The sequence below is a fragment of the Vibrio sp. L3-7 genome (assembly GCF_963898195.1).
Taxonomy (GTDB): Bacteria; Pseudomonadota; Gammaproteobacteria; order Enterobacterales; family Vibrionaceae; genus Vibrio; species Vibrio echinoideorum.
In genome coordinates this window covers 21815-45545 of the sequence record NZ_CAWQUW010000012.1, presented here as the reverse complement: position 1 = coordinate 45545, position 23731 = coordinate 21815, and the positions used below count along the sequence as shown (strand labels likewise).

At 42.7% G+C, this 23731-nt stretch carries 20 protein-coding genes; 12 read left to right on the top strand and 8 right to left on the bottom strand.

Features of this window, described 5'->3' with window-relative positions; translation table 11 throughout:
* The first annotated feature begins 162 nt into the window (after window positions 1-162).
* The 4 genes from AACW75_RS10130 to AACW75_RS10115 all read left to right on the top strand — a co-directional run bounded on the left by AACW75_RS10130 (window position 163) and on the right by AACW75_RS10115 (window position 4242).
* The gene (locus AACW75_RS10130) at window positions 163-1335 is read left to right on the top strand and encodes a patatin-like phospholipase family protein (RefSeq protein WP_145568877.1); all 1173 of its coding nucleotides are present in this window, start codon (window positions 163-165) and stop codon (window positions 1333-1335) included.
* 13 nt (window positions 1336-1348) lie between these two features.
* A complete protein-coding gene (locus AACW75_RS10125; protein WP_145568833.1) occupies window positions 1349-1774 on the top strand; it encodes a hypothetical protein in 426 nt (141 codons plus the stop codon).
* Window positions 1775-1916: 142 nt separating this feature from the next.
* Window positions 1917-2822 carry a LysR family transcriptional regulator gene (locus AACW75_RS10120; protein ID WP_017092845.1) on the top strand — a complete coding sequence of 302 codons (906 nt, stop codon included), beginning with the start codon at window positions 1917-1919 and terminating at the stop codon, window positions 2820-2822.
* 259 nt (window positions 2823-3081) lie between these two features.
* Window positions 3082-4242 carry a BamA/TamA family outer membrane protein gene (locus AACW75_RS10115; RefSeq protein ID WP_145568835.1) on the top strand — a complete coding sequence of 387 codons (1161 nt, stop codon included), beginning with the start codon at window positions 3082-3084 and terminating at the stop codon, window positions 4240-4242.
* An 85-nt stretch (window positions 4243-4327) separates the two neighbouring features.
* On the opposite strand, the gene AACW75_RS10110 is transcribed toward AACW75_RS10115, so the two are convergent.
* From AACW75_RS10110 to AACW75_RS10100, 3 genes are all read right to left on the bottom strand, one after another.
* Entirely contained in the window at window positions 4328-4885 is a 558-nt protein-coding gene (locus tag AACW75_RS10110) for a PhnA domain-containing protein (protein ID WP_004730927.1), read from the bottom strand.
* A 224-nt stretch (window positions 4886-5109) separates the two neighbouring features.
* Window positions 5110-7545: a VolA/Pla-1 family phospholipase gene (locus tag AACW75_RS10105; protein WP_145568837.1), complete on the bottom strand. Its 2436-nt coding sequence runs from the start codon at window positions 7543-7545 to the stop codon at window positions 5110-5112.
* 13 nt (window positions 7546-7558) lie between these two features.
* Entirely contained in the window at window positions 7559-8818 is a 1260-nt protein-coding gene (locus AACW75_RS10100) for an outer membrane protein transport protein (protein WP_102445893.1), read from the bottom strand.
* A gap of 356 nt (window positions 8819-9174) precedes the next feature.
* On the opposite strand from AACW75_RS10100, the gene AACW75_RS10095 reads away from it, so the two are divergent.
* Window positions 9175-10257, top strand: a complete 1083-nt coding sequence (locus AACW75_RS10095) for a site-2 protease family protein (RefSeq protein ID WP_145568839.1) — start codon at window positions 9175-9177, stop codon at window positions 10255-10257.
* 114 nt (window positions 10258-10371) lie between these two features.
* Here the strand turns inward: AACW75_RS10095 and AACW75_RS10090 are convergent, their stop codons facing one another.
* Complete coding sequence (locus AACW75_RS10090; protein WP_145568841.1) at window positions 10372-11160, bottom strand: M48 family metallopeptidase; 789 nt, start codon at window positions 11158-11160, stop codon at window positions 10372-10374.
* 156 nt (window positions 11161-11316) lie between these two features.
* Here AACW75_RS10090 and AACW75_RS10085 point away from each other — a divergent pair, with 156 nt between their 5' ends.
* The 5 genes from AACW75_RS10085 to AACW75_RS10065 all read left to right on the top strand — a co-directional run bounded on the left by AACW75_RS10085 (window position 11317) and on the right by AACW75_RS10065 (window position 15126).
* Entirely contained in the window at window positions 11317-11742 is a 426-nt protein-coding gene (locus AACW75_RS10085; protein WP_102551360.1) for a hotdog fold thioesterase, read from the top strand.
* Window positions 11743-11799: 57 nt separating this feature from the next.
* On the top strand, window positions 11800-12033 hold the full coding sequence (locus AACW75_RS10080; protein WP_004730938.1) for a DUF3389 domain-containing protein: 234 nt from the start codon (window positions 11800-11802) through the stop codon (window positions 12031-12033).
* A gap of 154 nt (window positions 12034-12187) precedes the next feature.
* Entirely contained in the window at window positions 12188-13879 is a 1692-nt protein-coding gene (locus AACW75_RS10075; RefSeq protein ID WP_145568842.1) for an SgrR family transcriptional regulator, read from the top strand.
* Between the two features lie 65 nt (window positions 13880-13944).
* A complete protein-coding gene (locus AACW75_RS10070; RefSeq protein ID WP_108117969.1) occupies window positions 13945-14853 on the top strand; it encodes a DMT family transporter in 909 nt (302 codons plus the stop codon).
* 21 nt (window positions 14854-14874) lie between these two features.
* Entirely contained in the window at window positions 14875-15126 is a 252-nt protein-coding gene (locus tag AACW75_RS10065) for a hypothetical protein (RefSeq protein ID WP_004730943.1), read from the top strand.
* Between the two features lie 100 nt (window positions 15127-15226).
* On the opposite strand, the gene AACW75_RS10060 is transcribed toward AACW75_RS10065, so the two are convergent.
* Window positions 15227-15841 (bottom strand): DUF2238 domain-containing protein, encoded by a 615-nt coding sequence (locus AACW75_RS10060; protein ID WP_145568845.1) that lies wholly within the window; start codon window positions 15839-15841, stop codon window positions 15227-15229.
* 201 nt (window positions 15842-16042) lie between these two features.
* On the opposite strand from AACW75_RS10060, the gene AACW75_RS10055 reads away from it, so the two are divergent.
* Both AACW75_RS10055 and AACW75_RS10050 read left to right on the top strand, forming a co-directional pair.
* Entirely contained in the window at window positions 16043-16882 is an 840-nt protein-coding gene (locus AACW75_RS10055; protein WP_017074325.1) for an isopenicillin N synthase family dioxygenase, read from the top strand.
* Window positions 16883-17040: 158 nt separating this feature from the next.
* Window positions 17041-17676 carry a DNA-J related domain-containing protein gene (locus AACW75_RS10050; RefSeq protein ID WP_145568848.1) on the top strand — a complete coding sequence of 212 codons (636 nt, stop codon included), beginning with the start codon at window positions 17041-17043 and terminating at the stop codon, window positions 17674-17676.
* 188 nt (window positions 17677-17864) lie between these two features.
* Here AACW75_RS10050 and mrdA read toward each other — a convergent pair whose 3' ends face one another.
* The 3 genes from mrdA to AACW75_RS10035 all read right to left on the bottom strand — a co-directional run bounded on the left by mrdA (window position 17865) and on the right by AACW75_RS10035 (window position 23695).
* Window positions 17865-19763, bottom strand: coding sequence for a penicillin-binding protein 2 (gene mrdA, locus AACW75_RS10045; protein ID WP_145568850.1), 1899 nt, complete (start codon window positions 19761-19763; stop codon window positions 17865-17867).
* A gap of 249 nt (window positions 19764-20012) precedes the next feature.
* The gene (locus AACW75_RS10040; protein ID WP_017074322.1) at window positions 20013-21668 is read right to left on the bottom strand and encodes an ABC-ATPase domain-containing protein; all 1656 of its coding nucleotides are present in this window, start codon (window positions 21666-21668) and stop codon (window positions 20013-20015) included.
* A gap of 119 nt (window positions 21669-21787) precedes the next feature.
* The gene (locus AACW75_RS10035; protein ID WP_237297384.1) at window positions 21788-23695 is read right to left on the bottom strand and encodes a sensor domain-containing phosphodiesterase; all 1908 of its coding nucleotides are present in this window, start codon (window positions 23693-23695) and stop codon (window positions 21788-21790) included.
* Window positions 23696-23731: the final 36 nt, after the last annotated feature.

Genomic DNA, 23731 nt, shown 5'->3' with positions numbered 1-23731 from the left:
CCTTATCGGGTGTTTTTTCGAAGGGTTACATCCTACATACGTGATTATTTAAACTCGTCGATTCGTTTTATATTTATTCAACAGAAGAAACGGACTTCATTTATTTCTTACCCTTGAAAAAATACTCTGGAAAGCACCGGAGAAGATGAAATGAGTCCAAATATGAATCGCCGAGTTTACTCTGTTTTTACTGTCCTGCTGTCCGCCTTCTTAGTGGCGTGTAGTTCTCCTCACACCTTAGATGCAAGAGTTTCTAAGGATAATTATCGAGACGTAACGGTTGCAGCGACACCTTCTCATGAGCCATTACGTACGTGGGCGAATGAAACCCCTGATTTTCTCTATTCTGAATATAACAAAACAACCCCGATTAAGGTGAGTGGCGAACATTTGAATATACTCGCGCTTTCTGGTGGAGGGGCGAATGGGGCATTTGGGGCTGGAGTTTTGATGGGACTAAAGGAGTCCGGACAACTCAAAGACTATTCAATTATCACAGGCATTAGTGCGGGGGCGTTGATTGCGCCGTTTGCTTTCATCGGTGGAGATGCGCTACGCGAAATGAAAAACGTCATGCTCGACATTAACGACGATGCAATATTAGGGAAAAAGAATTTTCTAAACACGGTTTTCAAAGACGCCTTTACTGACGGTGAACATTTATACCAATTCATTGCCAATGCTTATCCGGAATCAATGATCGACAAAATCGCTCAACAACATCGAAATGGTAAACGCCTATTCATTGGCAGTACGCATTTTGATTCCGGAGAATTGGTTATTTGGAATTTAGGCGCCATTGCTAATAGTGAACGACCAGATAAGGCAGAACTCGTATACAAAGTATTAGCCGCAAGTGCTTCAATCCCAGGGGTTTTTCCACCGCAGTTCATCAATGTAGAACTCGACGGAAAGACATATGAAGAGTTGCATGTTGATGGTGGCCTTGCTGCTCAAGTGTTTTTTAATCCATCAAATTTTGATTATACAAAGATATCTGAAGCGTTAGACCTCGAAACACCTCCCCAATTAGACGTAATTAGAAACGGGGCTCTTAAAGCGCCTTATCATCGTTTACAAGATAAGGGGTTGGATTTGGTAGCAAAAAGTTTAACAAGCTTGACGTTGGCACAGACGCGAGGAGACCTTTATCGAATGAAATACTTCAGTGAACTGAATGACATCAAAATGCAATTTACCTATATCGAAAAAGACTTTGGATTTGCCAAACGCTCAAAAGACATGTTTGACGAGCACTACTTGAAAGCAATTTATCAATACGGCTTCTATAAAGCGACTCAAGGGCAGCTTTGGGTCACTGAATTACCACAATAAAAAGAGCAAAGAAATGAACAACACAACACTGGCGTTACTATTACTAAGCATGTCAACGAGCGTTATGGCGCAAGACCTAACGAAAGCTGAGCAACATCACGTAGATAACCAAATGCAACAAATGACACGAGTACATGAAGATTCAGCCATTATTATGATTGATGAGAATTCGAGTTATGTTTCTATTGAATACGTTGGCGAATGGACAGAGATAAACAATTACGTTTCTCATGATGAGGCAAACGCGCTGCAACTACAAAAAGTGGGCAAAAAACTTGTTTACTCACAAACTGGCGATAGCCTCGAATTCTTAGAACAAAAGTTAATGGAACATATTGAGAGAGATCGCCCGAGCTATTTCAGTGTTGATGTATACCGAGATTATCATGGAGACTCAGGTGAATTTAATTACTTAGCGCGTGTCATCGAATATAAATAAGCGTTCTATAAACCTACTCAATTCAGTAGGTTTTCTTTTCTATCCAGCATGTTAGTCATGGCGTTATTTGCATTGCTTAGTAGCAATTACGCGTTCTTGTGATAGTTTAAATACATGATTCGAGAAAAATTAGTACTTCATTATGAACTTTAGCATTGAACAACTTCTTGCTTTTGTGACTGTCTATGACCAACTGTCTTTCAGCAAGGCAGCAGTCAAGCTTAACAAGCACAGAACGACAATCGGGCAGGTTATAACTAACCTTGAAGACCAACTCGCGGTAAGCCTATTTGAAAGGGTTGGACGCTCTGTAAAGCCGACAGAAGATGGTCATCATCTTTACCACTACGCTAAGCAAACGATTGAACAGGCAAGAACATTCGACAAGGTGGCTTTGAGCTTGTCTTATGGCGGGTTGGAAAACATCACCTTTGCTTATTCTGGTGTGATACCTCATCAAATGCTTTTGGATATTCGAAAGAAACTGCGTCGTGATTTCCCGATGATGCGAGTGAACTTTTTAATTCGAAACAAAAAGGATATTAAGAAGGGCCTTCAAAGCGGGGAGTACCACTTTGGACTAGTTAATGTGCATGACAGCCGTGGTATACACAGCTTTGATGCGACTTTTCTAGGTCACATTGAATTTTCCCCATTCGTTCAAAAAAATGGTGAGTTCTCATCTTTGGCGCAAGAGGATGTACTTTTAGCGTTAAGAAATTCAAAGCAGTTTATCTTGAGATCGTTTATTGAGGAGGGAATGTCAGAAAAAGTAACCATCAGCTCCGATAACGAAGAAGTCGATCAATTGGCGTTAGTTATTAAAATGGTTGAAGCCGGTTTAGGGTGGGCACTGTTACCAAAAACGTTTGCTCATTCTGAATTTTCCCATTACGACATTGAACCTATACAGTCGTCTGAAATGCAACAAGGATTCAAATTCGGTTTTGCGCTTTGGTGCCATCATTCTAAGCAAATGAGGGAAGTAAAATTATCGGTTTTATCTGTTATAAAAGAACATGTTGATCGAGTATTGAAACGAGATTAGCAGAGCAAGAACGTAAGTAACTTATTAATAGAGGCTCATTTATATGAGCCTTTTGCGTTTCTGTCATATAGAAAGCTCTTTAATTTTGTAGGGCGACATCCTCCATATGGGAGTAGGGCAAATATACAAAGCTGGTTATTATGCCCGTGCTGATGAGGAACTCTCTTAGCAGCAAAAAGTTCTTAATTTCAATGTTTATTGCACGGAAGCAAACTTTCAACCGAGGCTCAGTCCTCGGTTTTTTTTTGAGGCAATTTATATGAATCGCTGTGGTGTGCTTGCGTTATTCTCAAGCTCCTTATTGACCCCTTTTACTTCTATGGCATCCTTTTACGACCCAGTGGACGGTCAGTTTGATATGGGGCATCACATCGCGGAAAATGCGACTGGATTCTTACCCATACCTATCTTAATTACAGAGCCTGCCGTTGGGTACGGTGGCGGTGTTGCTGGGTTGTTTCTACATGAGAGTGAAGAAGAAAAACGTGTCCGTAAAGAAGCTGCGTTAAAGGCTATTGATGGAGGGGCGCAACTCGTTCCGTCTGCGATGAGTGTCGTAGGTGCTTTGGGGACTGAGAATGATACTTGGTTTGTATTCGGTGGCCATAGACGATCTTGGGTGAATGATTCAATACGTTATATTGGTGGTGGTGGTTTTGGTGTTGCGAATCTTGATTTATATAAGCAGTTTTCTCTTGTCGGGAAAGAGTTAGACCTTAAATTTGGTACAAAAACGTCAGTCGCTGTACTGTCGCAAAAGGTGCAATTTAGAATTGGAAACACGCCCTGGATGATTGGCGTGAAACAGTTATTAGCCAAGTCTAAAGTTGAATCTGATAATCGCTTGATTGATAAGTTAATGGAACTCACTTTAGGCACAGAGTCGGTGACATCAGGCTTAGGTATTGAAGCTGAATTTGATACAAGAGATAACTTGTTCTATCCAAAGAGCGGGTACCGGTTTTCAGCGGACTACATGGTTTTTGATGATGCTATTGGTAGTGATTCAAACTATCGTAACTTCAATGTTGAAGGCGAAGGTTACATCCCAGTGGCAGAAAAGTGGACGCTTGGGCTAGCGGGTAATTATCAAAGCTATGAGCAAGATGATGGGTTCGTTTCTCCAACAGCCAAGCCATATGTTGAATTAAGAGGTGTTTCCTCATTTCGCTATCAGGGAGATGAAATTGAGACACTTCAAGGGCAGCTAACTTACAGCATAAGCCATCGTTGGAACGTATCAGGCTTCTATGGATCAGGAAAAGCATCAGAGCGAGCTGAACAAAGTAACAAGGTGAGCGCAGGTGGAGTAGGCTTTCGTTATCAAATTGCTCGCAGGTATGGTTTACATATCGGGATGGATTACGCACAAAGCCACGAAGAAAGTGCCGTCTACTTTAATATAGGCAGTGGATTCTGATAAAAAATTGGTTTGAATTTTCCAATTTAAAAAGGCGCTAATTATTCATTAGCGCCTTTGAGATTTTGTTCAGCTAAGAGAAGAATTACTTCTTACGGCAGAACTCAGCGATTACGTACATTGATTGACCGCCGTTTGTTTTACCAGAAACAAGCTTAGGATCGTCACCAACGCTGATGCCACGGATAACAGTACCTTGCTTAATCACTTGGTTAGTACCTTTGATTGGCAGGTCTTTGATTACTGTTACGTCGTCACCTTTTTTAAGTTCAACGCCGTTTACATCAAGAGGCTTGTCATCAGCAGACATGCCGATTTGTGCCCAAACTGATGTTTCTTCTTCAAGGTACATCATGTCTAGCGCGTCTTGAGCCCAGCTTTCAGAGTTCAGACGAGTAAGTTGACGCCATGCCATTACTTGAACTGGCGCTTCTTGGCTCCACATGCTGTCGCTTAGGCAACGCCAGTGGTTGATATCTTTTGGATCGTCAATTTCACCCAGGCATTTGTCACATACCATGATGCCGTGATCCACTGTTACGTGGCTGTGTGGCGGTACTGCGTATGCAGTAAGAGAAGAATCAGAACCACATAGTTCACATTTAGATTGGCAGCGTTCTAGCATCGTAGCTTCAGAAGACATAATGGACTCACATTTATTAGGTATTAAATTACGGGGCTATTATCCACTTTATTTACAATAAAGAAAGAGGTCGTACGGTATTCTGTCTTGATTAATTTTAGCTGAGATCGACCATTTGTGTTTTAAAGGTTTATGCAAACGGTTAACTAGGGACGATGGGGTGTCGATAGATACAAAAATGCCAGCGGTTAGGCTGGCATTTGTTTTTGATAGAAAGGTAAATTTTACTCCAAAACAGAGCCTGCGTTTGATACTGAATCCAACTTGTTGTCCACCAAAAAATCTACAGCTTCAGCCTGCATCTCTGCGTAATGAGCTGAATCAAGAGGTGTCGGAGTCGTTGTATCTTTCGGTAATACAAAAGTACTGTGAAAAGCAACATCATTAAACTTAACAAAGTCTTTGGTGCCATTTGGTGTCGTATTGCTTGAATCCACAACAGTTAAACCAAGCTTTGTCGCCAACGGAGTTGTTCCCGCAAACGGAGCACTCGCAACTGAATTAGGTACCGTGTCATCGTCCTTAACTTGTCCCATATAAATAGGTAGTACAGGTGAACCAGAGCTTAACAGGTGATCAGCGTTAGTGAACGGATCGATGGTATCCAACACGGTTTGAGCTGCATACGCGAATTGCTGAAATGCAGCCGTCATCACTGCTAGTTGGGCTGTGGTTGCATTAGTTTCAAACGTTTCGTAGCACAATTTATCTGAGCTGTTTGTACAGCTAGCTGCCGCATAGCTTGCGTATTCCGTCGAAGCGCTCAACGCTACATTGTGTTTAACCTGAGGGCCAAATTCAGTAGAACCGAGTAGAAGGTTAGATATTTGCCCACCAGAGTTTTCAATTGCCGCAGCACTAAACGAATACAGAGCATCAGCCGTTGGGCTACCTAAGGTACGGTTAGAAGCTGCAACCGCTGTCGTTCCAACAATACCGCCCAAAGAGTGGCCTAAGAATTTAACTTGTGAACCAGTCGCTATGTTAAACCCCTTCAACGGTGAATTAACGAGTAAGCCCGCTTGTAATGAAGCCACCAATGACGCTCGTAAGCCCATTACATCAAGTGCACTTTGACGAACGTTATCACGCGCTACAGGCAAGTTAGTGAGGTTTAGATAAGCTAACACGTCGGAGTTTGCTGAGCGTGTGTCATCTAAACTACGTGTGCCGTGGATTGGTAAGTCAATTGCTAGAACGGCCGTCCCTGCTCGTGCTAAGTTGTAGGCAAATGCGTAAGCGTTTTCTTTAGCTGAGGTGATACCGTGTTGGTAGATCACTACATTAGTAGGATCAGAACCATTCGGTGTAAACAACAAGAATTCAACAGCTTCCAATGATTTAACTTGTGGAACTGGAGAGTATTTGGTGATTACTCTTTCACTATCAAGCGCAGAACCGTCAGCAAGCGTTAAGTTTAAGCCGATCAACTTAAGCTGCTCAGTTTGGCTGGTCGCTAATACGCTTGTATCTATGCCTGCAGTAACCAATTGAGCAGCCATATTGGCTTGTTCTGCGCTATCGCTCAAAGCATTTGAAACTTTAGCCAGGCTAGGCATACCAGATTCAAAAGGTTGCGAGTTCCATTCACTACTGCTTGTCTCAAGATAATAAGGTAATTGAACAAATCCTTGACTGACATCTACGTTGTCAGTGGCACCGTACATAAATTCGATGGCTCCTTTGGCTTTCGCGATTGTTGCTCCATCTCCGCCGCCAATGTATTTATCAAAATCAACATCGTTAGTTAATGCGGTTTTGAACGTTTCAGTAGAAACAAACTGCATTGCGTAAGCTGTTGTAAGGTCAACAGAATTAGGGTTTGCGCTCCCTGTCCAAACGTTATTGAGGTTTGCTACAGCCAATCCTGTTGCTGTTGCAGCTTTTGTAGCGAAAAGGGAATCACCGACAGACTCTGTAGTAAACCAAGTCGAGTAAATGATGTTTTCAGTATCAAGGTTAATCGCACCTGCTGCAGTAGCTCCGGCGAAGATCTTTTCAACGCCTTGAGTGACTTGTTGCGCCTGAGCTAGGCTGCCTTCGGTGTAAGTTACTGCTCTTGATTTCAGCGCAGCATAACTTGCAGACATGCCAACTGGGTCGCCGTTAACATCTGTTAATTCATTTGACAGAGCCAACACGTATTCACTTGAAGCATCGAGTGACTTATTGAACACTATTGTGAACTTGTCACTTGATGCACTAGATAAAACGTTAAAGTCAGTGCCTAGAGTCAATATCCCCGTAACAGTTGGTGCGGTTTCAGAAGTAAGTGAGCCGCTAAGTTTTAGTAGGTAAACACCACCAGTTGCGACACCATCAGCTAAACCAGTACCTTCAAAGTCCATGATTATTGGCATTGAGGTAGACCAACCATCCATTGTATTCATTGCTGCAATAGGGTTGGTTAATGAGTCATTGCCACTAGTTGGCAAGCCAAGTGTACCGTCGGTAGCATCCATCAACGCGAAACTAGGAAGAGGAACAGCAATATCAGCACCCGTTAATTGAAACTTGATGCTCGTCGCTTGTGCGAGTGAATCTTGAATGTATTGCTCATATTGAATCGTTGTTGAAGCACCTGAACTCGAAGAGTCATCACCACAACCTGCAAGAAACATTGTTGACGCAAGCAGCGAAACATTAAATAACTTTTTCATGTTTTAATTCCGTTTAGTTGAAGGTGTAGTTCATTTGAATCGCAGATAGATAAGCCACTGCATCACCAGAGAATTCAAGTTCCTGACCAAGTTCATTGGTTTCAGTGAAATCACCTTCTTTACTTTGAACAAGAGCGAAACCAGCATCGATTGAAAGGTTAGGGCTGTATTGATAAGTCAAACCTGCGCTATACCAGAAACGGTCGCTGTCAGGGATGCTTAATGTGGCTTCACCAGCTTGCTCGTCATAAGCCAAACCAGCTCGTAAGGTCCATTCTTGGTTCAACTGGTAAGTTGCACCCAGTGAGTAACGGTTATTGTCGTCGTAGTCTTCAGTCTTTTTAAAACACTCACCATTTGCACAATCTGAACTCGTCGCTTTAAGCTCTTTAAAACTACTCCATCCAGTTTGTTGCCAGCCGTAGTGAATTGCCCATTGGTCGGTCAATTGGTGGAAAGCTGAAATTTCAATAATTGAAGGCAACGTGATTTTTAGACGGCCTGTTGTTGTCGTAGCACTACCTTGCACGATGCTGCCCGTGTAATCAGTAAAGTCACCATCATCAAAGTCGAGGTCTACCTCTGAACGATAAGCAATAGAGAATCGGTTGCTTTCATTCAGTTCATATAACGCACCTACGTTCCAACCAAATGCAAATGTTTCACCTGTCATGCTGATCAGTTTTGTAGAGGCAGAGTCACCAGTAATGTTAGAGATAGAGCCTTGGTGACGATTAAGTTCGGCTTCTGCGTAAACAAGGTTTGCACCCGCACCGACACTAAATTGATCATTAATACGATAAGCGACATTAGGGTTTACGTTTACTGATATAAGTGAGGTATCACCAGCAAGATCACCCGCATAAATATCATCTGGGTAATCGGTAGCAACTCCATAGTTAGAGAACATACCGATACCCCAAGCCCATTTATCGTTGATTGGGCTGATGTAGTAAGCAGCAGGGACGACTTGCAGTGGCGCTACGTCTTTGGATACTTGGCTCTGTCCGCCTGAACCTGGAACATTGTTTTGAGTAATATCCACCTCTGGATCAACGATAGAAACCGCGCCTGAAAATTGGGCTGTATCAAATAGGGTCATTGCGGCGGGGTTTCTCGCTAGTACACTCGCGTTATCAGCTACAGCACCTTCACCTGAAAATGCACGACCAAGACCTGAGGCAGAGTGCTCAGCAACTTGGAAACCAGCCGCAAGTGAATTACATGCAAATAGCACAGAAAGTGAAACGAGAGAGCGTTGTATTGTTTTCATCCTTGACCCTCCTAGGGCATCAAATCTCATTCTTATTGTTGAAAACACACTGAGCGTTGTTGGTGTTTAAGCTCCAATGTAAATGGCATGTTAAATTCATGTTTAATATAAAGTCAAAGAATGAGTTATCATTTTGTGAAGTAATATTTTTAAGGGGCGGCACTCTAACACTAATAATATAAATACAATCAATGATTTATGGGTGGTTGGAGGTGTGACCAGAATGTTTATGTTAGGTGCTGGTATAAATAGTGGTCAACTGCTCAATATGTAACAACTTTGTTTATGTTTACCGTTAATCGCTAAATCGGCATAATATCGATTCATATTGATAGTCATTAAATTGGAATTAAAGTTTGGAATTACTCGCGATAGAGTTTCTTGGAAAACCACTTCGTTTAGAGGGGTCAATGGCAGGGTGGCAACAGCTGTATTGGGACAATACTTTGGTGTCCCAATTAGACGCAACCACAGATCAAGATGATGCTCGAACCCATGCATTTACTCTGCGCGCAGGTGAAGAAACGTTGCAGTGTAACGTTGAGGCGACCGTTCAGTGGCAACCGTTTGAGATGACCTATAAAGCGACCGTGAATGGCCAAACCGTTACCGAAGGCAATCGAAACACTAAAGATATCGAGCAACAAACACCCGTTGTAACACCTAAGTCAGAGAAGCGTTTTAGCTTAATAGGGTTAGTGTCACTCGGTATGAAAGCCTTCAAGAGTGCCAAACTAATTAAGGTAGTACTCGCCTCTGCGAGTTTAGCGGCTTACTCATGGCTTTTTTCAATTCAGTTCGCTTTGGCCTTGATTGCTTGTCTAATGTTTCATGAATATGGTCATATCAGAGCGATGAAGTACTTTGGTATGAAGACCAAAGGCATCTATTTAATCCCATTCCTAGGTGGCTTAGCGTTATCGGACGAAAAGATTAATACACGCTGGCAAGACGTGGTTATCTCGATTATGGGACCACTGTTTGGGTTGATATTGTCGTTGGTGTTTATGGTGTTGTACTGGGCGACGGGTGAGATGTTCTTTGCTGGGCTTGCGGTATTTAATGCCTTGTTAAACCTGTTCAATCTACTGCCGATCTTGCCTCTTGATGGCGGCCATGTGCTGAAAAGTATCAGTTTCTCGATGAACAGTGTGCTTGGTATTGTCCTGTGTGTTGCGGCAGCTATTGCTGGCGTGGTACTGAGTTATCAGCTGAATTTGACCCTGTTTGGCTTCTTATTGATTATGGGCAGTGTGGAAATACTCTTCGAATGGAAAGGACGGCATCACAGTCATTTATTGCCTTTAGACAAATACGGCCAAGTCGTATCATTCCTTTGGTATGTGGGTTTAGTGAGCAGTTTAATCGGCGTTATCTGGTACTTTGCATCAACTGGCGATCAGTTATTAAGCTTACCGCTCCAAATTCTAGGCACTTAATCTGCAAGTTAACGTGGTTCGAATAACTCGTTAGCTTGATTCACTAAAAACGCCCTAACCAATATGGATAGGGCGTTTTTGTATTTGAGGCTCTAAATTTAATCGAGCATCAGGTTACGCTTTGCAATTTGGCCTTGATGTTCCAGATTGAGGTAACGTTTTTGTTTTCGCTTGCAGATCTTTAATACGCGTATTGTGGGAAGGGTGCGTAGAAAGTAATTCGGGAGGTTGGTTCCCACCTGATGCTTTCGCCATGTTTTGCCACAAATCGACACTTTGTTTTGGATCGAACCCAGCTTGAGCCATGTACTCTAAGCCTACAATATCAGCTTCAGACTCTTGAGTTCGGCCATAAGGTAGAACAACACCGTATTGAACACCTAAGCCTAACGCAGCCATCGTCATGCCCTGATATTGTTTGTATTCTGATGCGCCTAACGCGACGCTAGTAATAGATAAACCCGTATTAGCTATCTGAGACTGAGAAAGACGCTCGTTACTGTGGTCCGCTAAAACGTGTGCGACTTCGTGGCCTATGACCGTTGCGAGTTGGTCTTGATTAACTGCAACATTGAGTAAACCAGTGTATACGCCAATTTTTCCACCAGGTAGGGCAAACGCATTCACTTGATCGCTATCAAAAACAACGACTTCCCATTCACTAAAGCCTTGCTTAGGAATGTGTTGAGTAATACTGTTCGCTACACACTGAACATATGCGTTGGTTTTGGCATCTTTACTGATCGGCTGTTCTTTCTTCATTTGTTCAAAAGATTGCGCTCCAAGCTGAGACATATCTTTATCTGAAAAAAGCAGCAATTGGTTTCTTCCTGTTGGGGAAGCGCTACATGCTGTCAGGCCTGCAAGTGTGAGAAGCGAGGCAAACTTCGTCCATGACGTCATACAATATCCTCTGTGTATTCGGTTTTTATGCATGTTAACATCAACTTGCGTAATATCTAATAGCTGTAAGATAACTATTGTATTTAAGAGCATTGTTATCGTTAAGAACACCATTAACGTCAATCAATCTGCTCACGTACTAATTAAGGAACCCATATGAGTATTTGGAAAAAGCCCGTTGACCTAGATACCTTCAACGCGACCTCAAAAAATACCTTAATTGATCACCTCAACATTGTTTACACCGAAGTTAACGATAATTCCTTGGTAGCGACCATGCCGGTTTGTCATTTTACGCACCAACCGCTGGGCATGCTTCATGGCGGCGCGTCCGTCGTTTTAGCTGAAACGTTGGGTTCACTCGCGGCAAACTTCTGTGTTCCAGACGGCTATTACTGTGTAGGGTTAGACATTAATGCTAACCACGTTCGATCGATGCGTGAGGGGCATGTTATAGGCACTGCTGAGCCTATTCACCTTGGTGTATCTACCCAAGTATGGCAGATAAACATCACAGATGAACGTCAACGCTTGGTGTGTACAAGCCGCTTAACCATTGCGGTTAAGAAGCACAAGCGTTAAATGAATTCGTAATATTTAACCTGTAATTATATTTAAGATAAGTATTTTGAGAAACAGATGGTCATAACGTTTAAAAGTGGAAAAGTTATTGCAACGGCACATGAACTGGTTGTTCGCCTAGATGGAGAGCATAGGGTGACATTACAAGCTCAAGTTGATGCAATTCAATTGATTGGAAAGGGGGCAAATGTTATTTCAGCCAATGGTTCTGAATGCAAATGGTCGATTAAGTTAGACAATGAACAACAGCTCCGCGACATAGCCAATGAAATCGGCTGCGATGTGATGTAACCGTATGCTGCAAAAGTACTTAGCCATTCTGTTTGAATAACATCTTGGGACGTCATACCCAATAATTCGCAATAAAAACACGTCAGTAAGATTGATTTTACGTCTTAAAATAGGGAAACTGAATTCAATGTCCTTTGAATAAGTTTTCCTCTTTATGAGCAGCCCAAGACTTCGCGTTCAATTTGAAACCCTGTTTGAGTACTTTGACGGTAAAGATTCTAATGTTCAGTTAGACGACATTACCGATGTTCTCTGTTGTACGCGCAGAAATGCCCGAATGGTACTTAATAAACTCGAAGAAGAGGGTTGGGTAGAGTGGCTACCTGCTGCGGGGCGAGGTAAATTATCTCAACTTATCTTTAAGCAGAATCGTTGCGATGTAAGCGAAAACTTAGCACGCCGCTACTTAGAAGAAGGTAAAATTGGTCAAGCACTGTCGGTACTCGACCACAATGCAGCCAAGCTTACTCAAGTTATTCAAAATTACTTGGGCGTACAGTATCAAGAAGGTGAACAAGTTATTCGTTTGCCTTACTACCGTCCACTTTCCATGCTTAACCCAACTAAATCGATGCGACGTTCTGAACAACACATCACGTGTCAGGTGTTCAGTGGGTTAACGCGTCTCGATGAGAACGATCAACTACAGCCTGATCTTGCGCATTCATGGCAAAAGATTGACGACCACCAATGGCGATTCTTTTTGAGACCGGGCGTTCGTTTTCATAATGGAGAACCGCTGTTAACAAGCCACGTTGTGGATACGCTTCTTTTGCTCGAACCACTCAATATGTTCTCTCATATTAAAGATGTCTCTTCACCCGCAAATTGCGTGGTCGATGTCTTCTTAACGCGCCCAGATAAGTATTTCCCACTCGCGCTCACGGAGTCGGTCGCTAAGGTCACTTTACCGATGATTTTACGTGGCGAAGACTACGATATTCGACCAATTGGTACGGGGCCGTATCGCATTGAGAAGAACGATGAGAAGCAACTTGTACTAACGGCTTTCAACGGATACTTTGGTTTCAGGCCGTTGATTGATCGCGTTGAGGTTTGGGTGGTTGATGAGGCCTATTCTTCTATGGTTTACCCAAGTCTTTCGAAACCGGTGATGGCCGACCGTGGTGATAGTGATGAAGTAGAGCTTGATCCCGGCTGTACGTATTTGCTGTTGAATAGAAAGAAGGGCATCGCACAAGATCCCGCATGGGCGGAGTTTTTGTCTAACGCATTGAATGCAGCGGATCTGTTTGTTCATATCCCAAAAGAGACCGTCATCGATTTGGGCGTTCTGCACGCATATGGGATAAAACCTGGTTGGTATGACATAAAGTTAAACACGCCAGTTTGTCCACCAGCAAATGCGAAACCTACCATTAGATTGGCGTACCAATGCCAACACCCGATGTTCCCAACACTTGCCAAAGCGATTGTCACCGTGTTGAAGCAATATAATGTCGATGTTGAGCTTATCGGTTACGAAACCGATCCTCCACACGCCGATAATGTTGATATTTGGATTAATCCAATGGGTATCGCTAATAATAGAGACGATGCATTGGCCGGTTGGTTAATGGATTACAGTTTTCTTGATGAATCTAGCCCAGTTGAAGATTTCGACCAATGGTGTCACATGATTGATCGTTGGCGTTCAGGCGAATTCGAGCAATTCCCAGCACGACAGTTAGGTAAACAACTGGTGCAAAGCAATCAGTTAATTCCGATGTTCCACTGTTGGTTGGGCGTTAACAAAGATCAATGTGGTACGTTGCAGAACGCAAAATGTAATGCATTAGGTTGGTTCGACTTTAGTCAAGTTTGGGTGAAGCCTGACGTTGATTGAAATCCAACGTTGATTGAAACCCAAGAACACTTATTAGGACCAAACAACTCAATTAGGACAAAACGATGCAAACTGTGATGGTTACATTTATTACGCTGGTGGCCTTTGCTGCTAATTCAGTATTGTGTCGCTGGGCTTTAATGGATCAAACGATTGATCCTTTGAGCTTTTCTATCGTACGCATCCTGTCTGGTGCGCTTACACTTCTGATTTTATTCACTTTATCTTCCCAATCAAAATCTAAGCAAGAGCTAGCAAGCAACAGCACATCGGTATATACAAAGCTAAAGTCACAGTTTCAATTCACATCAATATTGTCACTGCTTGTGTATATGTTTGGCTTCTCATTCGCTTACTTAAAGCTTGGCGCAGGTCTTGGTGCTCTGGTGTTGTTTGTCGCAGTACAATTTACGATGATTGCCGCGCACTTGTTCTCTGGAAACAGAATGTCATTACTTGAGTGGGGCGGATGTTTGTTATCGGTGGCAGGGCTTGTTTACTTGTTAATGCCAACTGAATCGACACAGGCACCAGACTTAGTTTCTATCATCTTGATGTCTCTGGCCGGAGTTGGGTGGGGTATTTACACATTGGCAGGAAAGAAATCTTTAAACGCACTGCAATCGACGACCGCTAACTTTGGATTTAGCTCGCTAGTTATCCTTGCAGGTTTAAGCCTTCTAGTTGTAATACCTAATGCAATGCCTCAAGTCTCTATCACTGAGCAAGGTTTGATTTACGCGGTTATATCGGGCTCGGCGGCTTCTGGTGTGGGTTATAGTTTGTGGTATTACGTGGTGAAAAAGCTGAATACAGTGGTCGCATCCATTGCACAGCTTTCTGTGCCGGTTATCGCGACACTCGGTGGCGTCTTGTTACTCTCCGAGCCGGTCACCATGCAATTCATTATATCATCGACCGTTATTTTACTCGGGATAAGCTTGGTTCTTGTCGCACCTAAACTTAAGAAATAAAGAGTTCAATCATTAACTTCTATGGCTAAACCAAACAAGAAACAACCGACCAAAACGGTTCAGATTTTCTGTGCGAAATGCAAAGCGCAACTTTTTAAGTATCGGAAAGGTGGCAAAGGTGCACTCGTGAAGTGTTTTAAGGAACGTATTGTTGAAGACTTCACTAAAGAGCCATGTGTGTGCCCTGAATGTGGGATTGAATTTGCGCGAGATACCTTGGTTCGAGGTACGCCAGCCTACAAGTTTGTGGGTGGCAAGGTGACTATGAAGTAAACGCTAGCTATAAAATGAAAGTTTACGATGAAATAAAAAATGCCACAGCACATAACGTGTGTGGCATTTCAAATCTGTTTTTGAAGTTCAGGATCAAAGGCTAATATGAATGAGTCCTGACTCGCCCTTGAAGCTTAAGCAGTAGTAAGGAAACTACTGCTCCGGTTGTATCGCAAAGCATGTCTTTCTGTGCATCCCAAATATCACCTTGTGAACCAAGGAATGCGATACCTTCATCACCACCTGCAATCTCCGCATACCACCACTCTATAATTTCGTAACCTGCGGCAACACTCATGATCGCAAATAAGGCAAAGAAACATGACAGTACCGGTTGAGCCAGTTTCTTACGAATCAAATACTCAGCGAGCGGGTAAGCGTAAAGGCCAATAGAGAAATGCGCGACACGGTCAAAGTTATTACGCTCAGAACCGATCATATTGTTAAACCAATCGAATGGCACTTCAGCGAACGTATATTTTGCGCCAATCGTGTGTAAGACGAGCCAGATAAACATCAAACCGTAAGCGGTTTTCGAAAACGTTAGTTTTGTGGATAACCACCAGATCCCGACGAGAATACATAATGCAGGCACAATCTCAGCTATCCACACAGCTCGGGATACGGGAGCAAATGCAGAAAATAAAAAAATGACCAAATAGAATGAAGTTAATGCAAGTAAAGGTCTATTTTGAGCAAGAGGCGTAGTTGTCATATCGAGATCTCTCATCGAAGTTTTTAATAGTGTTACACAATAATGAACAGTGTTCAATTGTGGTCACATTACTAAAATTGTTGAAAACTGGCGTTATCGCCCAGTATCTAGACAAACGGTTGCGAGAGTTTCATAAAAGTTTGATTTACAACAAGGCGAACCATAAAATCCCTATATAAATACATAACAAGAAAGAAAGTCATGAAACTGGAAACTGTCGATTATCTTGCTGACGATGCAGCAGAACAATTTGTTCGCTCTCTACGTGAAACTGGATTTGGTGTTTTGAAAAACCACCCAATCCCAAAAGAGCTTGTTGAGTCTATTTACGAAAACTGGTACCAATTCTTCATTTCAGAAGATAAAGAAAACTTCCATTTCAATGTTGAAACACAAGATGGATATTTTCCACCTTCAGTGTCGGAAGTTGCAAAGGGCCACACTGTAAAAGATATTAAAGAGTACTTTCACGTATACCCTTGGGGCCAGATCCCTGAACAGCTCAAAGAACAGATTCTAGATTACTACCAACGTGCTAATGCTTTCGCTCAAGAGCTATTAGGTTGGGTTGAAGCGCATGCTCCAAAAGAAGTACAAGAGAAGTTCTCAATCGCGCTTTCTGAAATGATTAATGGCAGCGAACAAACACTGCTTCGCGTTCTTCATTACCCGCCAATGCAAGGTGATGAAGAGCCGGGTGCTATCCGCGCAGCAGCACACGAAGACATTAACCTGCTTACCGTTCTTCCCGCTGCAAACGAACCTGGCCTTCAAGTTAAAGCTCAAAACGATGAGTGGTTAGATGTTCCATGTGATTTCGGTAATATGATTATCAATATCGGTGACATGCTTCAAGAAGCGTCAGGTGGTTACTTCCCATCAACGACTCACCGTGTAATCAACCCATCAGGCGAGCGCCAAGAGAAGTCGCGTATTTCTCTACCGCTATTCTTACACCCGAAACCAGAAGTTGTGTTGTCAGAAAACTACACTGCGAATGAATACCTGATGGAACGTCTGAGAGAACTTGGCGTTATCTAGTTAGGGAAACTTCATATTCCAAAAGGCCAGCTTAATGCTGGCCTTTTCTTTATATAGTCTAACTGATTGAAATTTATTTGATTTGAAACTCGACAAACAGCCATAAATCGCTTTCAATTAAAATACTTCAATGCATCTGATAACGATACGACTTAATTATGTTAGATAAGCTAAATTCATCGAGCCATCAAGATATAAGCCTCAGTTTTCAGGCTCATATGGAAAACCCTTTGCTTTGGCCAATTATGGAAGTGCTTAAACATAAACCGAGTGGTTGGAAAGTGCATACATTGGCTGCGCACCTCAATGATCTAGGTTTGGTTCCGGTGTTGGATCCCGTTCCAGAAAAGGAGTTGTTTAAGAAAAACTTCTTAATCATGAATGCGCTTTACCAATTACAAGAGACCCTGTATCCAGACAGTTGGCTCCAAGTTCAAGCCATGGACATTGAATTGATGAGCGGGCGTTACTATGGAAACAGCCACGCCATTGATCCCAAAGACCCACTGCGCGACTATTACATCAATTGGCTGAACTACGAAGCCGATGAAGGTGAAGTAAAACGCTTGCTCAATGAATTTTGGACTCGTTACAAGAAGTTCGCTGGTATCAGTGAAACTGACATGGATAGAAGCCGAGCGCTGACCTTGTTCGAGTTACCCATCGATGCATCTCAACAAGAGATACGTAAAAGATGGAGACGTTTGGCGTTGCGTTGGCATCCTGACAGAGATGAGGGAAACACCGCGAAGTTTCAAATATTGTGCGAAGCATGGCATGTCTTGAGATATTAGCAGTTCACCTTTCCCTTTTAGCTCTCGTTAATCCGACATATGAGTTCCGCTCGTTCGAAACAATAAAGCCCCTGATAAAAGGGGCTTTATTTCAAGAGGAGGTTGCCTCCCTAAGGTGCTTCACTCTCACTAATAAAGAGTAAATTAACGAGTGAGCAAATTCACTAACTAGGAATGCAACTAACTAGCTACAAATGAGCTTTATTCTTGTCTTTTTGGTGCTCAAAGGCGTAATCCAATACCTTACGTATGTAAGGAGCTCCCACCTTCGAACCACCATTACCGTGTTCAATGACCACTGTCGCAACATACTCAGGCTTATCATAAGGAGCAAAAGCCGTATAAAGCGCATGGTCGAGTAAGTGCCTTGCGAGTTTTTTCGAGTTATAGACCTGATCCTTCGCAAGATCAAAGACTTGTGCCGTACCTGACTTTCCGCCACTTACATACTCAGCCCCTTTGAATGCTCGTCTACCGCTGCCACGACTACCGCTATTCACTAACCTCATTGCATTGATCGGAACATCCCAAATTTTATCCGGCACTTCTTCAATAGACGTCATCGGCTTTGGCTTAACGAGCTGCTGTGTATCAAAATCTTCCCCATGATCTAACGTTGCTCGCAGAATATGCGGGGGCATGACTTTGCCATGATTGATCAATACCGACGTTGCTTTAGCCAATTGCAGAGGTGTCGAAGTCCAATAACCTTGACCAATACCGATCGGGACTGTATCACCCTGATACCAAGGAGTACGGTAGCGCATCATTTTCCAATCACGAGTCGGCATGTTGGCGTTACTTTCTTCATAGATATCAATACCCGTTGGTTTACCAAAACCAAAACGATTCATCCACGCCGAAATACGATCAATACCTAAATCAAAAGCGGTTTGATAAAAGAATGAATCAACGGACTCTTCTATCGCTTGCGTCACATCGACAGGCCCATGTCCCCAGCGTTTCCAATCTCGCCAAGCTTTAGAGTTTGGTTTAGAACCCGGTATTCGCCAAATACCATGGTCGTTACGAATAGTGTTTTCCGAAATAACATGCTCTTGCAACCCAGCGACCGCCATAAACGGTTTAACGGTAGAAGCGGGGGGATACACGCCTAATGTTGTTCTGTTTACCAATGGGTGGGCTGGATCGTTCAATAAAGCTTGATAATTCTTAGTCGAAATACCATCAACGAACAGGTTTGGATCGTAGCTAGGGCTGGATGCCATCGCTAAAACACTATTATCTTTAGGATCAAGAATCACAGCGCTGCCAGTGCGATTATCGAGTTGTTCGAACACGTATTTTTGTAGCTCGATGTCGATATTCAAGACAATGTCTTTGCCCGCGACTGGCGGCACATATTGAATGGTTCTCACGACACGACCACGGCTGTTGACTTCTACCTCTTGGTAGCCTTTCTGCCCATGGAGTAGATCTTCGTAATATCTTTCTACACCAAGCTTACCAATGGTTGTAGTGGCTTGATAGTTAGATTCTTTGCCTTGCTCTTCCAGTTTTCTTAGGTCGCTGTCATTGATATGTGCGACATACCCTAAAACATGGGTTAACACTTCACCGCTAGGGTAATAACGCTTTAGGCTAGTATCGATTGATAAACCGGGGAATTGATATTGATGAACAGAAAATTTAGCGATCTCTTCTTCAGTGAGGTTTTCCATTATTGTCACTGACTTAAAGCGACGAGTGTTGTGGTAACGCTTTTTGAAACGGACGATTTGCTCATCATTGAGCGGAATGAATTTGTTGAGCTTATCGAGCATTACCTCAACGTCATCAGTTTTCTCTGGAATCATGGTTAGATCAAAGACGAGCTGGTTTTCAGCCAATAACACTCCATTGCGGTCGTATATCAATCCTCGAGTAGGAGCGATAGGCAACACTTTAATCCGGTTACCATCGGCACGGGTCTGGTAACTTTCAAAACTTTGTACTTGAAGCCTATACAGGTTTCCAACTAAGACGAGCGTAAAGAGTAAAATCCCGATAAATGCAACGGCTACTCGGTTTCTAAACAGGTTTACTTCTCTTTTATGGTCACGCATTTTTACGCGTTTGTGGTTCATCAAAACCTCAGTTCGTTACATTTGGTTACACTTGTCGAGGCAGGACTTTATCTGAATATCACTATGGCTTTGTAAAAGCTATGTCATGATTTATAAGATAATACGAGATAACTAATGTAACGAGGGTAACAGAACTGAGTTAGTCGCGGATGAGGTGGAGATTCACGAGAAGAGTTATTAAATACAGGAGAAAAAACGGCCCTCAAAAATGAGAGCCGCAGTTCTGGATTATAGATGCTTAGGTAAAATTTAGTTCGAAGGTTTGAACTGAGATTTACGCATACGGTTTAGTGCAGCCATTACATCCAATACTCTTGGCTTCGCCAAGTCACCGTAGTTTGGCATGTTCACGTGCCACTCATCGCTTAAGATAGCGCTAAACTCTTTAGCAGGGTTGTTTGACCAGCCTGGAGTTTGTGCAAACTGGAACCATGCCCAACCAATCGCGTTCACTTCTGAAGTTGACTCTAATTGCTCTAATGCTGAAAGATCCGCGAATTCCTTACCAAAACGCAGTGACTCTTTGCCTTTCGCGTTAACACGGAATTTACCGTCAGTAAGAATATTCATCAGTGCTGCGCGGTTCAACGAGCGAGGAACAAAAGTTTCTAATGCCGTCTCACATTCGTTAGTTCGCTGAGTAGGGTGTTGAGCGATCACTTCTTGTGCTTTTTCAGTTACGTCTACCGCTTGGTAGTCGTGCATTTGAATCACAGTGTCAGCCACATCTAAGTAATCGCCAGAACCTCCCATTACCACGATAGTTGAGATGTCCATCTCTTCACGAAGTTGTCCAATACGATCAACAAGTGGAGTGATTGGTTCAGCACCTTTTGATACTAATGCTTGCATGCGTTCGTCGCGAATCATGAAGTTAGTCGCTGACGTATCTTCATCGATAAGGAGTGTTTGTACACCTGCTTCAATAGATTCTTGTAACCAAGCTGCTTGCGATGTCGAACCAGACGCATCTTGTGTGCTGAAATCAGACGTGTCTTTTTGCATTGGTAAATGGTTGATGTAGTTTGAAAGGTTCAAGTTATGGACACATCGGCCATCTTCTGCACGGATCTTCATAGTATCAGTAGCAGTCACAATACCTTCACGACCATCGCCTGGAATATGGTTGTAGATAGAACGTTCAACGGCGTTCAATAACGTAGATTTACCATGGAAACCACCACCAACGATCAGTGTGATACCTTTAGGAATGCCTAAACCAGTCACATCACCTTGGTTTGGTGTGTTTAACGTAACACTCAAAGACTCTGGTGCTAGAAAAGGAACCGCGCCTTTCATTGGTAAATCGCAGTTACCCGCAATACGAGGTAATACGCTGCCATTTGCTACGAATGCCGTTAGGTTGTTTTCTTCCAATTGAGCGCGCAATGCGTCTTGGTCTTCAACGGCTTCACAATGTTTAATCATCGCTTCGATGTTGAGTTCGCGTTCCAGAGTTGCGCGACGAATAAACTTAGGCAAATAGAACGTAATGATGTTGATTGCTTTCTTTGCAAGAATACTACGACCATCAGCTGGTAGGTTGATACGAAAACGAATTTCGATACCGTGCTCGGTGAAAACTACAGATGTGTTATCTAAAACAGTTTGACCTGTTAGTGCGATAGATACTGTCGTTTCTTGCTTGGCAAATTCAGAGAAGCTACGTGCAATGAAATCACGTGCTGCTACTTGGTATTCGTAAGACTTTTCTTTAAGCCAATCTAACCCTGTTAACGACCAAGCACGTGTTGCGCGAAAACGCGAAGAAGATGCATAAGGGTCACCTTGAACGTGGTCGATGTGTAATTCGAAATCAGCAAAGTCGTATTGACCTTTAATTTGTTGATATGCGCGGAAGTTTTGTTTTTCGAGCTTTTTAAGCTTTGCAGTCAACTGATCCATAACGAGGAATGCCTATATAAAGGGAAGATAAAAACAGAAAGGCGGCGATTATAAAAATCACCACCTTTAGAGTAAAGAGAAAGTAGGCCTAAATCCAAAACTAACTGATCTTTTTCGCTTTAAGCGTAGCGAGTTGTCCCTAAATAGTTTTGATTGATTAAGCTGTGTTCGAATTCTTGGCTCGGCATCGGCTTACCATATAGGTAGCCTTGTCCCACATCACAGCCTTCATCAATAATAAATTTCTCCTGAACTTCGGATTCTATGCCTTCAATAGTGACTTTTAAGTCGAGTTTTTTTGCAATTTGGACAATAGAACGGACAATTTCTGAATCTTCTTTTGAGTTCAGCATCTGGTCAATGAAGCTTTTATCAATTTTGATTACATCAAACGGGAACTTCTTAAGGTAACTGAATGAGGCGTAACCCGTACCAAAATCATCTAGTGACAATGTAACGCCAATGTCATGTAATGACTCTAACGTATTCTTGGCAACAACCTCATCTGCGATCAGTCCGCTTTCTGTCACTTCAAGTTCCAAGAACCGAGGTTCAAGGTGATACGTTTCCAATAGATGGACAACTTGTTCAGCGAAATGTGCGTTTTTAAGTTGTACCGCTGACACATTAACGGCCATTTTGAAGTCATCAACGTATTCAGACCATTCTTTGGCTTTTTCAATCGCACAGCGTAGAACAAAGCTACCCACTTCGAAAATTAGACCGTTTTGTTCGGCCATGTGTATCAAGGTTTCATTGGAAATGTCGCCTAACACAGGATGGCGCCAACGTAACAGGGCTTCAGCACCAACCCAACGATGAGTTAACGGGCATACTTTTGGTTGAAAGTAGAGCATGAGATCATCATTGCGAACCGCTTGCAGCAAATAACCTTCAATTTTATTGATGTGGCTCTGTTCTTCTGTATGAGATTGAGAGTAGTAAGCGAATTTTTGTCCTGAATCTTTACAGGCAAGCATCGCTTCTGAGGATTTTTGTAACACACTTTCTGCATTGTCTTCACTATTCGTTACCGCAATTCCGATAAACGCATGCAAATGAACTTTGTCGTTTTCAATAGCAAATTCGGAGTGACCCACTTTAACCAAAGTTTGGCAGAGCTCTTCGAGGCGATGGTGTAAATCCTTAACACTGAACGCAAGTACGAGATCGATAGAAGTAGGGCGCGCTGTTATTACCTCAAGATCGGAAATGCTGTCGATTCGTTGTCGGTATTCGACGAGCACTTGATCTAACGCGTTATAACCATAGCGTGCTTGTATGCGTCTTCCGTTAGTAAATCCAATATGGACAACAGCGAATGAACAATCAGTCAGCTTTGTTTTAGACAATAGTTTGTGATTTAAGCGGGATTCAAAGGCGTTGCGGTTTAAAAAACCTGTCCCTAGATCGTGATTCTTTTGGAAGTTAATCTTTTGTTCGGCAGCTTTGCGCTTGTCTATCTCTTGGTTTAACGAATAGTTAAGACTTGCGAGATCTTTCGTTCGAGTGTAAACACGGTTCTTTAAGTCGCGATTCATCTGAGTCAGTTTCGCGTGTTGGAACAGAGTTTTGAGCTGCGACTCTATAGACGTACGGAAGCTTTCTAGTAATTTGATGTAGGTAGGTGTGTAGTGGTTCTCTTTAGAATCTAAGATACATATGGTGCCGAAGAGTTCACCGTTCGGCCAGAGTAACGGGATACCACAATAAGAGATTAGACCGAGCTCCACATCTGGGTTGTTTTCCCATTTCGGGTCGGCTAACGCATTGGGCACAACGAGTTGTTGCTTAGACTCCATAACACTTTCGCAATAAAGCCCATTTCCCAAGGTTTCCGTATCACCTTTGTTATATGGGTTGTTATCACTGTTACTGGTTGAGAATACTTCGATATAATTGGAGTGAACACGCATGATAAGTGCGGCTGGCACTTGAGTGATTTGAGCTAACAGGTCAACGATATTTTGCCAACTGGACCCCATATCGTCAGGAATATCTAAATCTATAGTTTTGATTTTCTTCATATGACTCCGAGTCAATTATGCTAAATGCATCAACAC